This window comes from Burkholderia sp. B10 (genome assembly GCF_004368385.1).
Lineage (GTDB): Bacteria > Pseudomonadota > Gammaproteobacteria > Burkholderiales > Burkholderiaceae > Burkholderia > Burkholderia vietnamiensis.
Genome location: NZ_PQMX01000044.1, coordinates 41,047 through 54,447, shown reverse-complemented (window position 1 = coordinate 54,447; position 13,401 = coordinate 41,047). Strand labels below are relative to the sequence as shown.

Sequence of the window (13,401 nt, the reverse complement as noted above, 5' to 3'; positions counted from 1 at the left end):
GGGTGGGAGGTGCCGCACCTCACCGTCGCTCGCGCGGCAGTGCGGTGCGTGGTCGAACGGGCAGTCGGCTTGGGGATTGGGCTTCGGCTACTGCTGCGGCAGCTGATCCCCGTCGGTCGCAGCCGATTGCCGTTAGCTGTATTAAGGCCGGCTAGACCAAATAGACAGAACCAGATCGGCTGACTCGGTTCGGCCATTTTCGGTCAGTCGAACGCGAACCTCGAAACGTTGACAGTTCGGGATACAGAAGCCGGCAGAAAGTGTCTCCTGGCGGATGCCTCCTTAAAAGCCCGGCGCTGGCCGCCAATGAACAAATGGTGGGTACGGTGCGCCGTTGAGGAAGGCCAGAAATACCTCCACAACCTGGTCAGCCATGAACCATTCGTCTGAGCGCATCGGAATGTTGCCCGCCCGGAAGACTAGGATGGTGCCGTCTGGGCGTACAGGTGACGATTTGTCGTGGAATGCTCTCCACCGTTGCGCACCGAACTGGAAACGCTCAATCATGCAACTTACGCCGCCGCCCGCTACCTGCACATAGCTACCACTAGCATCAGTCAAAGACGCATAAGATGACTTGCCATAGCTGCGCAGCGATTTCAGTGCGTGAGTGATCTGTCGTGGCGTTGGCGCGATGATTTCCGCCTTCCCTTCGATGTTGAATTTCATTTGCTGAATTGCTCCGATTCATCCAACCGGACGTGAATCCTACCAGCACAAGCCTCAAGCTGAATGACCGCTAACGGCAAACCTGACTGACCGCTCAGGGTCGATCGCGCCCCCTTGACGAAGCAACCCCAAAGCAATCCCCGACCTGATCTCCCGCTGACCGGGAGATCAGGTCTCGACCAACGCACGTTAGTCGCCACACGTCAGCGCCAACCGCCGCTACTCCCCATACAACCCGAGCAGTTTCAGCGTGACGCCGTTGGTCCATCCAAAGCCGTCCTGCAGCGGATATTCCCCGCCACCGCCGCCGCCCTCGCCGGCGCCCTCCACCACGTACTTCTCGACGAGCTTGCCTTCGGTCGCATACACGTGCTTCACGTCGGCGAGAAAGCGCGTGCCGATGTCCTTCGCGAGCGCCGCTTCGCCGTAGCGCCGCAACCCTTCGATCGCGATCCATTGCAGCGGCGCCCAGCCGTTCGGCGCATCCCACTGCTGGCCGGTGTTCTGCGTCGTCGTCGCGAGGCCGCCCGGCTGCAACAGCGTCTTGCGTACCTCGCGCGCGGTCGCCTTCGCGCGCTCCGGCCACGCGACGCCGGCAAACAGCGGATACAGCGCAGCGGCCGTCACGCCGTCGCGCGGCTTGCGCAACTGCCAGTCGTAATCGCCGTAATAGCCGTGGCGGTTCCACAGATAGCGGTTGATCGCGGCGGCGCGGCGCGCGGCCCGCGCGGAAAAATCGACCACGCATCCGACGTCGCGCGCGACCGTGCAGCCCTTCACGATCGTCGTCTCGAGATGGAACATCAGGCTGTTCAGGTCGACCGGCACGATCGACGTCGTGCGGATCGTCGCGAGCGTCCTGCCGTCGCCAAACCAGCGCGAGCTGTAGTCCCAGCCGCTTTCGGCGCCCGCGCGCAGGTCGCGGTACACGTCGTTCGCCGGACGGCTCGGCACGGCCTTCGCCGTCGTCACGTCCTCGAGATACGACTCGTCGCGCGGCGTGTCGCTCGCATCCCAGTAGCGATTGAGCACCGCGCCGTCCGGCATCGCGACCACGTGGCGCACGGCCTCGCCGCGCGGCGCCGCGCTTTCGCCCTGCATCCAGTACGCATACTCCTTGCGCAGCGCCGGCAGATACTTCTGGTAGACCGTGTCGCCTTCCGCCCGCGCGGCGAGCGTGACCATGTACGCGAAGAACGGCGGCTGCGAGCGGCTCGCGTAGTACGTGCGGTTGCCGTTCGGGATGTGGCCCACCGTGTCGATCAGGTACGCGAAGTTGTCGAGCATGTCGTCGACCAGATCCTCGCGCCCCGACACCTGCAGCCCGAGCATCGTGAAATAGGTGTCCCAGTAGTAGCCTTCGCGGAACCGGCCGCCGGGCACGACGTACGGCTTCGGCATCGGAACCAGCGAACTGTACGGCGGCACGCTCGTCGTGGTCCGCGTGAGCTGCGGCCACAGCCAGTCGATGTGCTGACGCAGCGTCAGGTTCGCGGGCGGCGTGACGCCACCCTGCGGCGGCGCCGTGAAGTACTGGTCGACGAACGCCTTCAGCGAGAAGCCCGGCTGGGATTTCTGTTGCTGATACAACTGGACGATCGTCGCCGGATCGGTATTGGGCGTCGCGTCGACGAACGTCTTCTGGTCGGGATAGAGCTGCGCGGTCTGCACCGCGACGAACAGGTCGCCGTACAGCTGGCTAGGCGGCGGCAGCAGCGCGCCCGCTGCGGCGCTTGCCGGCGCTGCGGCCGTCTGCATCGCGGGCTGGCTCGCCGCGTGGTTCGCATTGTCGGCCTGTGCGGCGCAGCCGGCGACGGCAAGATAAGCGATGGCAAGTACCGCCGCCCAGCGCGGACGCGGCGCGGGCGTGGACGGATGCAGACCGGGATGTGATGCGATCGATTCGGCACGACGCGATGTCATGACGTGTCCCCTCCTTTCGGTGGCCAGTGGATCGGCAGGGGTCTCGTTCGCGCGGGCGCTCGTCTCGATGGCCGTCGATCGATGCGCATTGTGGTGTTTCGCAGATGTGGGTGGACTGTCGCACGAAACGCGCGACGCGCGCAAGTCGGGGGGGCGCGTCGCCGGGAGCCGAGGCGCCGGCGCAGTCGTCTCTGCTTCGCGACGCCGTAACAGGAACGACTATTGCAACATGCGGAACACGCGCACGGCTGCGTGACGCGATCCCCACAATGTGGGCATAATGGCGCCTTTACCGCGCGCCCTGCCCATGTCGCCCGTCTTTCTAGCACCGCTCATCGTTGCCTGTGCGTTGTTCATGGAAAGCGTCGACGCCAACATCATCGTCACCGCGCTGCCCGCGATGGCGAGAGACTTCGGGCACAGTCCCGTCACCCTGAACATCGCGATCACGGCCTACGTGGTCGGCCTCGGCGTCTTCATCCCGATCTGCGGATGGCTCGCCGACCGCTTCAGCGCACGTTCGGTATTCCGCACCGCGATCGGCATTTTCGTCGCCGGCTCGCTGTTGTGCGCGGCCTCCAACTCGCTCGGCCTGCTGACCTTCGCGCGCTTCGTGCAGGGCGTCGGCGGCGCGATGATGGTGCCGGTCGGCCGCATCATCATCTTCCGCGCGGTGCCGCGCGCCGAGCTCGTGCGCGCGATGAACTACCTCGCGATTCCCGCGCTGTTCGGCCCCACGCTCGGGCCGCTGGTCGGCGGCTTCATCACGACCTATCTGCACTGGCGGATGATCTTCTTCATCAACGTACCGATCGGCATCTACGGCATCTATCTGGCGAGCAAGCACATCGCGAATACGCACGAGCCCGATCCCGGCCCGCTCGACTGGTTCGGGTTCCTGTTGTCGGCGAGCGGCGCCGCGCTGCTGCTGATGGGGCTGACGCTGATCGACGGCGCGCTCACGTCGCGCGGCAACGCGATCGCGATGTGCGCGGTCGGCGCGGCGATGCTCGCGCTGTACGTGCCGTACGCGCGCCGCAAGACGCGGCCGGTGCTCGATCTGAGCTTCCTGAAGATTCCGACCTACCACGCGAGCGTGGTAGGCGGCTCGCTGTTCCGGATCGGCCTCGGCGCGGTGCCGTTCCTGCTGCCGCTCGCGCTGCAGGAAGGGCTCGGCATGAGCGCGTTCCACTCCGGGCTGATCACCTGCGCGTCGGCGCTCGGCGGCGCGGTGAGCCGCTCGACGGCCACTCATACGCTGCGCCGCTTCGGCTTTCGCACGGTGCTGATCTACAACGCCGCGTTCGCCGGGCTCGCGATCGCCGCATACGGCGTGTTCCATCCGGGCATGCCGACCTGGGCGATCTGGACCATCGTGCTGGTGGGCGGAATCTTTCCCGCGCTGCAGTTCACGAGCCTCAACTCGATGATCTACGCCGATATTTCGCAGGCCGATGCAGGGCGCGCGACGAGCCTCGGCAGCGTCGTCCAGCAGATGTCGCTCGGGCTCGGCGTGACGGTCGCCGGCCTCGTGCTGCATCTGTCGCACTGGCTGCAGGGGCATCAGACGATGGTGTGGTCGGACTTCTGGCCGGCGTTCGTCGTGGTCGGGCTGTGCTCGTTCGCGTCGATTCCGATCACGCGCCGGCTGCCGCCGGGCGCCGGCGACGAGGTCGCGCGCGGCAAGCGGAAATGATGCGCCAGATGGGCTGAAGAACAGGATTCGGCTCGTGACGGACCACGAAAAAAACAGCGGACATCCACACGGGGCCGGTGCACAGCCGCATGGATGTCCGCTCAGGGCTCCGGGTTCCTCGTGGGGGTTGAGAATCCCGGATCTGCTTCCTGCGTGCCATTGACATATGTGCGTCGGAAGCCGAATCGTTGCGCGCCTGTTTCATCGCGTCATGGCAGCACTATAAGGAAACTCGGGCCGCGCATCTGTCAAGCATTGTCAGACACGCGGCGTGCACGCGCGCGCCGCTTTCGCGCTACAGTGATGCCCGACCGCCACCTCAGCCGCCGTCCCGATGCTCACGCTCTCGCCCGCCGCCGCCCGCGCATTGCATCTCGCCGCGCAGGGCCTGCTGACCCCGCCGCGCCGCAAGGCCACGAAGGCCGACGTCCTCGATGCGATCCGCCGCATGGCGCAATTGCAGATCGACACCATTCACGTCGTCGCGCGCAGCCCGTATCTGGTGCTGTTCAGCCGCGTCGGCAACTTCGACCCGCGTTGGCTCGACGAGCATCTCGCCGAAGCGCGCCTGTTCGAATACTGGTCGCACGAAGCGTGCTTCCTGCCCGTCGAGCAGTTCGGGCTGATGCGCTACAAGATGCTCGACCCGCGCGGAATGGGATGGAAATACGCGGCCGACTGGCACGCGCAGAATCGCGCGGAGATCGACTCGCTGCTGGCGCGGATCCGCGCGCAAGGCCCGGTGAAATCGGCGGATTTCGTCCGTGAGGATGGCGTAACAGGCAACGGCTGGTGGGACCGCAAACCCGAGAAGAAGCACCTGGAAGTGCTGTTCACGTTAGGCGAGCTGATGGTATCGGAGCGCCGCAATTTCCAGCGGATCTATGACGTGCGCGAACGCGTGCTGCCCGACTGGGACGATGCGTGCGACCTGCCGCCGCGCGAGGCGGTGCTGCCGGCGCTGCTCGACTACACCTGCCGCGCGCTCGGCGTCGTGCGCGCGGACTGGGTCGCCGATTACTACCGGCTGCCGCGCCGCTCGTATCGTGCCGAACTCGACGCGCTCGCGGGCGCGGGCGAGCTGATTCCGGTCGAAGTGGCCGGCTGGAAGGAGCCGGCCTACGTGCATCGCTCGCTCGACGCATTGCTGCCGGCCGCCGCGGCAGACACGCTGCGCTCGACGGTGACGACGCTGCTGTCGCCGTTCGATCCGGTGGTGTGGGACCGCCGGCGTGCGTCGACGCTGTTCGGATTCGACTACACGATCGAGTGCTATACGCCTGCGCACAAGCGGCGCTACGGCTACTTCTGCCTGCCGGTGCTGCATCGCGGCCGGCTGATCGGACGCGTCGACGCGAAAGCGCATCGCGCGCTCGGCACGTTCGAATTGAAGGCCGTGCACGTCGAGCCCGGCGTGCGATTCGGCACGGGGCTCGCGGCCGATGTCGCGAAGGCCGTGCAACGGCTGGCGGCGTGGCATGGCACGCCGCAGGTGACGGTCGCGCACGCGCCGCCAGAGCTGGCAAAGGCACTGGCCGGCGCGTGAGCGGGTGGGCGCGCCGGACTCGCCGCGCCAACTGCCCGCATCAACGCTGCTGCGCGATCCACGCGGCGATCCCCGGCCACGTGTCCTTCAACGTGCGCGAGCCCATGAACAGCCCGATGTGGCCGCCCGGCACGAGCCGGCTCGTCACCTGCTCCGCCGGCGTGCCGAGATACTGCTGCGCGCCGAACACCTGCTCGCGCGTCGTGATGTCGTCGGTTTCGCCGGCGAGCAGGAATGCGGGACAGCGCACGTCCTTCAGGTCGAGCGTGCGGCCCAGTGCAACGAAGGTGCCGCGCGCGAGCCGGTTTTCCTTGAAGATCTGCTGGATCGCCTGCAGATACCAGCGGCCCGGCAGGTCGATCGGGCTCTCGTACCAGCTCGCGAATATCTCGCGCTTGCGCAGATAATCCGGGTCGTCGAGATGTTCGTAGAGATCGACGTGGTCGGCCAGATAATGCTGGTCGGGATGCATGTTCTTCCAGCCGCGCAGCATGAAACGTCCGCGCATCAGGCCGCCGCCCATCGCAACGAGCTCCTCGTAGAACGACAGCGGATAGGTATGCGCCATCTGTTTGATCGGGCCGTCGCCCGCGTCCGTGTCGATCGGCGAGCCCGCGAGCACGAGGCTCGCGACCTTGTGCGGGAAGCGCGCCGCGTACATCGCAGACATCCAGCCGCCCTGACACAGCCCGACCAGGTTCACGCGCCCGCCCAGCTCGTCGACACACACGTTCAGTTCGGCAAGGTACTGGTCGATCTCGAGATCCTTCATGTCCTCGGTCGCCGAACGCCAGTCGGTCAGGTAGAGCCGCGTGACGCCGTGCTCGCGCAGCGTCTGCATCAGGCTCTGCCCCGGCTGGTAATCGGCGATCATCGCGCTGTGGCCGGCATACGGCGCATCGACGATCGTCGGCAGCCCTTGCGGCTGCGCCGTCGAGTAGTCGCGAAAGATCATCGTGCGCAGCTCGAGCAGCGGCCGGTTCTCCGTGGCGAGCGCCGGACGTTGGCCGAAGTGCAGCTTCTCCTCCTCCGCGACGAATCGCAGATTGCGGGCAGTGAGTTCGGAGCCGGCTTCGAACAGCGTGGCGGCGGCCGCCATCGGCCAGAAGATCGGCAGCGACGCCGTCGCGGGTCGGTGAGTGGATTTCATCGGGATAGTGAGGCGCTCGAGGTCGAAGGAGAAAATACCGCGCCGTCCAGCACGCGGCGCGTGTGACGCGCGATCATCAAATTCTCGTCGGTCGGCATCACGCGAACCGTCACGCGCGACGCGTCGGTCGAGATCACCGCGCGGCCGGCCGCGTTCGCGCTTGCGTCGACGGCGATGCCGAGCCACGCGGCGCGCGCGCAGATCAGCTCGCGCACGCGCGGCGCATGCTCGCCGACGCCCGCGGTGAACACCAGCGTATCGACGCCGCCGAGCACGCCGGCCAGCGCGGCCATCTCGCGCGCGACGCGATACGCGAACAGCTCGACCGCATGCGCGGCCGAAGGCGCATCGCTCGCGAGCAGCGTGCGCATGTCGCTCGACACGCCGGACACACCGAGCAGCCCGGATTCCGCATAGATCAGATGCTCGACGTCATCGACGGAACGCCCGTCGTGTCGCAGCAAGTACAGGATCACGCCGGGGTCGAGGCTACCCGTGCGCGTGCCCATCGGCAGCCCGTCGACGGCGGTGAAGCCCATCGTCGTCGCGACGCTGCGGCCCTGCTCGAGCGCGCACAGGCTCGCGCCGTTGCCGAGATGCGCGATGATGGTGCGGCGCTGCCGCCACGCGGGATCGAGTTCCGCGAGCACGCCCGACACATATTCGTACGACAGCCCGTGAAAGCCGTAGCGCACGATGCCCTGTTCGGTGAGCGCGCGCGGCAGCGCAAATTCGCGCTCGAGCGCGGGCATCGTCGCATGGAACGCGGTGTCGAAACAGGCGACCTGCGGCAGCTCGGGCGCGAACGCGGCGACCGCACGAATCGCATCGACATGATGCGGCTGGTGCAGCGGCGCGAGCGGCGCCAGCGATGCGATCGTCTCCAGCACGCGCGCATCGATCCGCACCGGCGCGGTGAAATACGGGCCGCCGTGCACGACGCGGTGGCCGACGCCGTCGAACGCCGCCTCGCGCCCGACGTGATCGGCGAACCACGCGTGCAGCGCTTCGATCGCCGCATGATGGCCGGGGCGTGCGACCGCGCGATCAGCGAGCAGCACGCCGTGCGCATCGACCACGGTGAGACGCGGCGCGACGTGCAGGCTGTCGATCTGCCCATGCACGCCGGCGTCGAGCGACCGGTCGTCACGCGTGTCGTACACCGAAAATTTCAGGCTCGACGAGCCTGCGTTCAGGACCAGCACCGGATGCCGCATCGCCGCCTCCTTCACCGTGATGCGGCTTGCGCCGACGCCAGCACCGCCGCCTCGGCCGGCGTGGCCGATGCCGGCGACACCACGGCCGCGGGCACGCCCGCGCCACGCGCGGCGTCCGCGACCAGCGCCGCGATCGCGCAGCTCGCGAGCCGCGTGCGCTCGTTGTCGGCGCGGCTCGTCAGGATCACCGGCACGCGCGCGCCGAGCACGATGCCGGCCGCATCGGCATTGGCGAGGAACGTCAGCTCTTTCGCGAGCATGTTGCCGGCTTCGAGATCGGGCGCGAGCAGGATGTCGGCGTCGCCGGCGACGGCCGACGAGAGATGCTTGAGGCGCGCTGCTTCGGGGCTGATCGCGTTGTCGAGCGCGAGCGGCCCGTCGAGCAGCGCGCCGGTGATCTGGCCGCGCTCGGCCATCTTGCACAGCGCGGCCGCATCGACCGTCGACGGCAGCTTCGAACTGACCGTCTCGACCGCCGACAGGATCGCGACCTTCGGCTGCGCGATGCCGAGCGCATGCGCGAGATCGATCGCGTTCTGCGCGATGTCGGCCTTCTGCTCGAGCGTCGGCCGGATATTGACGGCCGCATCGGTGATGAACAGCGGCTTGTAGTAGGTCGGCACGTCCATGATGAACACGTGGCTCAACCGCCGCTGCGTGCGCAGCCCGGTATCGGGCCGCACGACTTCTTCGAGCAGCTCGTCGGTGTGCAGGCTGCCCTTCATCAGCGCCTGCGCGTCGCCCGCGCGCACGAGCGCGACGGCCAACGCGGCCGCCGCGTGACTGTGCGGCGCATCGACGAGCCGAAAGCCCGACACGTCGACGCCGATCGTCGCGGCCAGCGCCGTGATGCGCGCGGCGGGGCCGACCAGCACCGGCGTGATGATGCGGGCCTGCGCGGCATCGACGGCCGCACGCAACGACACTTCGTCGCACGGATGGACGACCGCGACCGTCACCGGCCGCACCGTACGGCATCGCGCGATCAGCGCGTCGTATTTCTGATGCTGCCGGGAGTCGGACATGACTGCCTCTCGTGAAGGTTCGTGGAGGAACGCGTGAACCGATTCTGGTGCGAATCCGCAGACGATTGTTTGACCCGCATCAATCGTTTCAGGTGAAGTCCCGATAGCATGAAATCGCACCATGACGCATCGATGGCAGCCCGCCTGCATACGCGGCGCGTCCTGCCTCGCATCCCCTTCCTTGCCGACCATGCACATCCGCGAAATTCGCTCGAAAATCGCCAGCACCTCGTCCACGCGCCAGATCACCAAGGCGATGGAGATGATGGCACGGACCAAAATGGCGAGCGCGCAGCGGCGCGCCCGCGACTTCCGGCCGTATGCCGAGCGCGTGCGCGCGATCGCCGAACGCGTGCTGCGCGACCGGCCCGATTACGGCTCGACGCTGATGACGCCACGCGCAACGGTGCGGCGCGTCGGGCTGATCGTCGTCAGCACCGACCGCGGGCTGTGCGGGCCGCTGAACGCGCGGCTGCTGGTGCAATGCCTGGATGCGCTGGAACGATGGGAGCACGACGGCATCGCGTGCGAGTTGAGCGTGATCGGCGCGCGCGGGCTGCAGCCGCTGATGCGTCACGGCGCGACCATCGTCGCGCGCTCGGGCGGCCTCGCCGCGCAACCGCATTTCGACACCGTGCTCGGCGCGCTGCTCGTGCCGCTGACCGCGTTCGTCGACGGCGAACTCGACGCGGTGTACATCGCTTACAACCGTCTGACGAGCCCGCTCGCGTACGAGCCGCGCATCGACATGCTGCTGCCGCTCGCCACGCCCGACGACGCCGCGCCGGCAAGCGAGAGCGTGTCGTCCGACTATCTGTACGAACCGGCGCCGCGGCCGGCGGTCGAGACGCTGCTGCTGCGCTACGTCGAATCGATGCTGTACCAGGCCGTCGTCGAGAACGACGCCTGCGAGCAATGCGCGCGCATGTTCGCGATGCAGACCGCGACCGACAACGCGGACCGCGTGCTGCGCGACCTGCGGCGGCTCTACCAGAAGACGCGGCAGGCGCAGATCACCACCGAGCTGTGCGAGATCGTCGCGGGCGCGGCGGCCGTTTGAACGAGTGAAGGAGGCGACGATGGACACGTCGATGAAGCTCGACATCCTGAGCGTCGAGAACGTGCTGTATTCGGGCGACGCGCATTTCGTCGTCGTCCCCGGCGAAAGCGGCGAGCTCGGGATCTATCCGCGCCACGCGCCGCTGCTCACGCGCATCCGGCCCGGCGTCGTCACGCTCGTCGATGCGCCGAGCGGCGAGCGGCGCCGCATTCTGGTGGCCGGCGGCGTGCTCGAAGTGAGCCGCGAAGGCGTCACGCTGATCGCCGATCACGCGCTGCGCACACCCGAGCTCGATGCGCTGCGCGCGCGCGAAGCGCGCCACGCGGCCGACGAGTGGCGGCGCGTGCACGCGCAGGAAAACCGGCGCGCATTCGACTTCGCGTCGGCACGCGCGGAGCTGATGGACGAGATCCGGCGGTTCTTCGCGATGGCGATGCGCGACCACGCATCGCACGGCGCCCGCCGCGGCGGCTGACGCGCGGTTCGGTCGGGTTTATCAGCCGGGCGTATCGGTCGGGCGATCAGTCGCGCAGCTTGCGAAAGCGCGGCGTGCCGTCGGGCAGATTCTCGTTGAACATCGCTTCCGGGCGCACCCACAGGCCGCGCGCATGCGGCCACAGGTGCTCGTACACGACCACCGCTTCCTCCGTTTCCGAATGGCGCGCGACGCCTATATAGCGATAGAGGCCGCCCTTGTAGTGGCGATGGGTGGCGAGCTGTTCGGCTTCCTGTTCGGTCATGATGGGCGTTCCTTCTGCAAGACGAAAGCGCGTATTGTATGCGCCGCTCGGGCCGCATGCGCTTCGCCCCGCGCGTCAGCGCTTCACGTACACGTCCGGGCGGCGGATCTCCATGATGCGCTCGGGATGCGCGGGCGGCTCGAAGCCGACCGGCCGGTACAGCGCGTGCGCATCGGTCGTCACGAGCATGACGCGGCGCAGGCCCTGCAACATCGGCTGCGCGAACACGTAGTCGATCAACGCGCGGCCGTAGCCGTTGCCGCGAGCGTGCGGCAGCACGAACACGTCGCACAGGTAGGCGAACGTCGCGTGATCGGTCACGAGCCGCGCGAAGCCGACCTGCCGGCCGTCGACGTAGGCGCCGAAGCACAGCGAAGCTTCGATCGCACGCTCGACGACGTCGCGCGGGATGCCCTGCGACCAGTACGCGTCGCGATGCAGGAACTCGAAGATCGCGTCGACGTCGAGTTCGCGCTTGTCGGTGGAAATTCTCAGCGTGGCGGGCGGGATATCGGGCACGTCGGTCTCCGGGAGTCGCGGGCGGAGCAGCCACGATAGCGCGCGCCCGGACGAGCGGCAAGCAGCCCGGCCGCGCAGCGAAGGGCTGCGGCGCGAGGTGCGCCGTGGCCCGCGCGTCGCGGCCAAACCGCCCAGCAGCGCTTCCGATTCGGTGCTATCGTCGGCCGCTCGATGAATATCCCGCACCGTTTCATGCCCTATCGACTCATCGCATTCGACTTCGACGGCACGCTCGCCGATTCCCTCGACTGTTTCCTGTCGGCGCTGACCGACGCCTCGCGCCTGCACGGCTTTCGCGACGCGACGCCCGAGCTGCGGCCGGCGCTGCGCGGGATGTCCGCGCGCGAGATCATCCGCGCCCTCGAGGTGCCCGTCTGGAAGGTGCCGCGCGTGACGCTCGACGTGCGCCGGCTGATGCGCCCGCGCCTCGCGCAGGTGGAGCTGTTCCCCGGCGTCGCCGCCACGTTCGACGCGCTCGCCGCGCGCGGCATCCGCATCGCGATCGCGACGTCGAACAGCGAGGACGTCGTGCGCGACCGGCTCGGCCCGCATGCGAGCGGCCGCGTCGATACGTTCGCGTGCGGCATTCCGCTGTTCGGCAAGGCGCGCAGGCTGCGTGCGCTGGTGCGTGAAGCAGGCGTGCAACCGGCCGACGTGCTGTACGTCGGCGACGAGATCCGCGACGCCGAGGCCGCGCGCCGCGCGCGCATCGCATTTCAAGGCGTCGCGTGGGGCTATACGACGCCGCACGCATTGCAGCCGCATTGCGACACACCGTTGCTGCCGAGCCTCGACGCATTGCTCGATCGCGTATAGCGGCGCGGCGCGTGTTCACGCGCCGCGTTGCAGATTCGACGATGACACGCCGATGACACGCGCGCCGAGCGCGGCCGGGCCGATGCACGTCAGGCACGCAAATTTTGCCGCCATGAAAGCGCGCCGCAGGTAGCCGCTACCTGCACGCTCGCGAGCCCTTCCATTCGTCTTACCATCCGTTACACAAACCACAGCGCGGTTGCACCTGCGACGCAGACGCTCTCCTAGAATCGGTCGGGCCGGGAAACACTTCGACAGCCGCCTCGGCAGAGCGGCGCTCGAGCCCGGCCCGGGCCGCGCCCCGGCCTCTCGCAACAGCAGCGGATCACGCGATCCGTCCATTGAACAGAGCCCCGATAGAAAGGAGGTCCCATGAACCGCTTTCCCAAAGTCACGCGCGTTGCACTGTCTGCCGCTGGCCTGCTTCTCGTCGCCGTGACGGCGACCGCGCAAACGGCGCAGCCGTCGGCGTCCGCGCCGGCCGCGACGACGCAAGCGCGCATCCACGAAGCCGACCAGGCCTTCATCACCGACGGCACGAAGACCGTGTCGACCCAGCACGACGCCGCGCGCATCGCCGATTCGCGCACGTCGGACAGCCAGGTGAAGGCGTTCGCGCAACGCGTGTCGACCGACGATGAAAAGATCATCCAGGCGATGCGCGCCGCGAGCCCGCGCGGCGTCGACGTGCCGGCCAACGATCCCGACCGCGCCGTGCTCGACGGCATCAAGAATCTGCGCGGCGCCGAGTTCGACAAGGCGTACATCGAGCAGGTCGCGCTCGCCGGCCAGCAGAAGACGATCTCGGCATTCCAGGCCGAAATCGCGTCGGGCCGCGATGCGAAGCTGAAGGAAGTCGCACGTCAGGCGCTGCCGATCCTGCAGGCGCACTACGCGGACGCGCAGAAGCTCGCGCAGCGTCATCACCTCGCGTCGGCGCAGTAACGCGACGCACCGCCGCGCGCCGTGCGCGGCGGCATGCCGAATCCCCGCGCGTCGCGCCGCCGTTCCCCTCGGGCAACGCCACGCGACGCGCATCA

General features: G+C 67.9%; 13 protein-coding genes. 6 read left to right on the top strand and 7 right to left on the bottom strand.

The window, feature by feature from the left end; all coding sequences use genetic code 11:
• Positions 1 to 282: 282 nt before the first annotated feature.
• Both C3Y15_RS21135 and treA read right to left on the bottom strand, forming a co-directional pair.
• Positions 283 to 669 carry a hypothetical protein gene (locus C3Y15_RS21135; RefSeq protein ID WP_080957615.1) on the bottom strand — a complete coding sequence of 129 codons (387 nt, stop codon included), beginning with the start codon at positions 667 to 669 and terminating at the stop codon, positions 283 to 285.
• A 219-nt stretch (positions 670 to 888) separates the two neighbouring features.
• Positions 889 to 2,592 carry an alpha,alpha-trehalase TreA gene (treA, locus tag C3Y15_RS21130; protein ID WP_069246446.1) on the bottom strand — a complete coding sequence of 568 codons (1,704 nt, stop codon included), beginning with the start codon at positions 2,590 to 2,592 and terminating at the stop codon, positions 889 to 891.
• A 307-nt stretch (positions 2,593 to 2,899) separates the two neighbouring features.
• Between treA and C3Y15_RS21125 the strand changes: the two genes are divergently transcribed.
• A complete protein-coding gene (locus C3Y15_RS21125; RefSeq protein WP_014725415.1) occupies positions 2,900 to 4,288 on the top strand; it encodes an MFS transporter in 1,389 nt (462 codons plus the stop codon).
• A gap of 334 nt (positions 4,289 to 4,622) precedes the next feature.
• Entirely contained in the window at positions 4,623 to 5,834 is a 1,212-nt protein-coding gene (locus C3Y15_RS21120; protein ID WP_069246445.1) for a crosslink repair DNA glycosylase YcaQ family protein, read from the top strand.
• A 40-nt stretch (positions 5,835 to 5,874) separates the two neighbouring features.
• On the opposite strand, the gene C3Y15_RS21115 is transcribed toward C3Y15_RS21120, so the two are convergent.
• From C3Y15_RS21115 to C3Y15_RS21105, 3 genes are read right to left on the bottom strand one after another with little or no spacing between them, the layout of a single operon-like run.
• Positions 5,875 to 6,984 (bottom strand): alpha/beta fold hydrolase, encoded by a 1,110-nt coding sequence (locus C3Y15_RS21115; protein ID WP_011882624.1) that lies wholly within the window; start codon positions 6,982 to 6,984, stop codon positions 5,875 to 5,877.
• Positions 6,981 to 8,201 (bottom strand): acetate/propionate family kinase, encoded by a 1,221-nt coding sequence (locus tag C3Y15_RS21110; protein ID WP_011882625.1) that lies wholly within the window; start codon positions 8,199 to 8,201, stop codon positions 6,981 to 6,983. The genes C3Y15_RS21115 and C3Y15_RS21110 overlap by 4 nt, the downstream gene beginning before the upstream one ends.
• Positions 8,202 to 8,212: 11 nt before the next feature.
• The gene (locus C3Y15_RS21105) at positions 8,213 to 9,349 is read right to left on the bottom strand and encodes a phosphate acetyltransferase (protein WP_081335143.1); all 1,137 of its coding nucleotides are present in this window, start codon (positions 9,347 to 9,349) and stop codon (positions 8,213 to 8,215) included.
• Positions 9,350 to 9,416: 67 nt separating this feature from the next.
• Between C3Y15_RS21105 and atpG the strand changes: the two genes are divergently transcribed.
• Both atpG and atpC read left to right on the top strand, forming a co-directional pair.
• Entirely contained in the window at positions 9,417 to 10,286 is an 870-nt protein-coding gene (atpG, locus tag C3Y15_RS21100; RefSeq protein ID WP_034194551.1) for an ATP synthase F1 subunit gamma, read from the top strand.
• A gap of 19 nt (positions 10,287 to 10,305) precedes the next feature.
• On the top strand, positions 10,306 to 10,761 hold the full coding sequence (gene atpC / locus C3Y15_RS21095) for an ATP synthase F1 subunit epsilon (protein ID WP_011882628.1): 456 nt from the start codon (positions 10,306 to 10,308) through the stop codon (positions 10,759 to 10,761).
• A gap of 46 nt (positions 10,762 to 10,807) precedes the next feature.
• Here the strand turns inward: atpC and C3Y15_RS21090 are convergent, their stop codons facing one another.
• A complete protein-coding gene (locus C3Y15_RS21090; protein ID WP_009687837.1) occupies positions 10,808 to 11,026 on the bottom strand; it encodes a DUF1653 domain-containing protein in 219 nt (72 codons plus the stop codon).
• Between the two features lie 75 nt (positions 11,027 to 11,101).
• Positions 11,102 to 11,545, bottom strand: coding sequence for a GNAT family N-acetyltransferase (locus tag C3Y15_RS21085; protein WP_059621768.1), 444 nt, complete (start codon positions 11,543 to 11,545; stop codon positions 11,102 to 11,104).
• A gap of 192 nt (positions 11,546 to 11,737) precedes the next feature.
• Between C3Y15_RS21085 and C3Y15_RS21080 the strand changes: the two genes are divergently transcribed.
• The gene (locus tag C3Y15_RS21080; RefSeq protein WP_034194550.1) at positions 11,738 to 12,361 is read left to right on the top strand and encodes an HAD hydrolase-like protein; all 624 of its coding nucleotides are present in this window, start codon (positions 11,738 to 11,740) and stop codon (positions 12,359 to 12,361) included.
• Between the two features lie 372 nt (positions 12,362 to 12,733).
• Positions 12,734 to 13,306 carry a DUF4142 domain-containing protein gene (locus tag C3Y15_RS21075; protein ID WP_014725422.1) on the top strand — a complete coding sequence of 191 codons (573 nt, stop codon included), beginning with the start codon at positions 12,734 to 12,736 and terminating at the stop codon, positions 13,304 to 13,306.
• The last annotated feature ends 95 nt before the right edge of the window (positions 13,307 to 13,401 follow it).

Coding starts and splice junctions, on each gene's coding strand:
- C3Y15_RS21135 (WP_080957615.1), bottom strand. CDS start 669: ATGAAATTCAACATCGAAGGGAAGGCGGAAATCATCGCGCCAACGCCA.
- treA (WP_069246446.1), bottom strand. CDS start 2,592: ATGACATCGCGTCGTGCCGAATCGATCGCATCACATCCCGGTCTGCAT.
- C3Y15_RS21110 (WP_011882625.1), bottom strand. CDS start 8,201: ATGCGGCATCCGGTGCTGGTCCTGAACGCAGGCTCGTCGAGCCTGAAA.
- C3Y15_RS21120 (WP_069246445.1), top strand. CDS start 4,623: ATGCTCACGCTCTCGCCCGCCGCCGCCCGCGCATTGCATCTCGCCGCG.
- C3Y15_RS21105 (WP_081335143.1), bottom strand. CDS start 9,349: ATGGTGCGATTTCATGCTATCGGGACTTCACCTGAAACGATTGATGCG.
- C3Y15_RS21125 (WP_014725415.1), top strand. CDS start 2,900: ATGTCGCCCGTCTTTCTAGCACCGCTCATCGTTGCCTGTGCGTTGTTC.
- atpG (WP_034194551.1), top strand. CDS start 9,417: ATGCACATCCGCGAAATTCGCTCGAAAATCGCCAGCACCTCGTCCACG.
- C3Y15_RS21075 (WP_014725422.1), top strand. CDS start 12,734: ATGAACCGCTTTCCCAAAGTCACGCGCGTTGCACTGTCTGCCGCTGGC.
- atpC (WP_011882628.1), top strand. CDS start 10,306: ATGGACACGTCGATGAAGCTCGACATCCTGAGCGTCGAGAACGTGCTG.
- C3Y15_RS21090 (WP_009687837.1), bottom strand. CDS start 11,026: ATGACCGAACAGGAAGCCGAACAGCTCGCCACCCATCGCCACTACAAG.
- C3Y15_RS21115 (WP_011882624.1), bottom strand. CDS start 6,984: ATGAAATCCACTCACCGACCCGCGACGGCGTCGCTGCCGATCTTCTGG.
- C3Y15_RS21080 (WP_034194550.1), top strand. CDS start 11,738: ATGCCCTATCGACTCATCGCATTCGACTTCGACGGCACGCTCGCCGAT.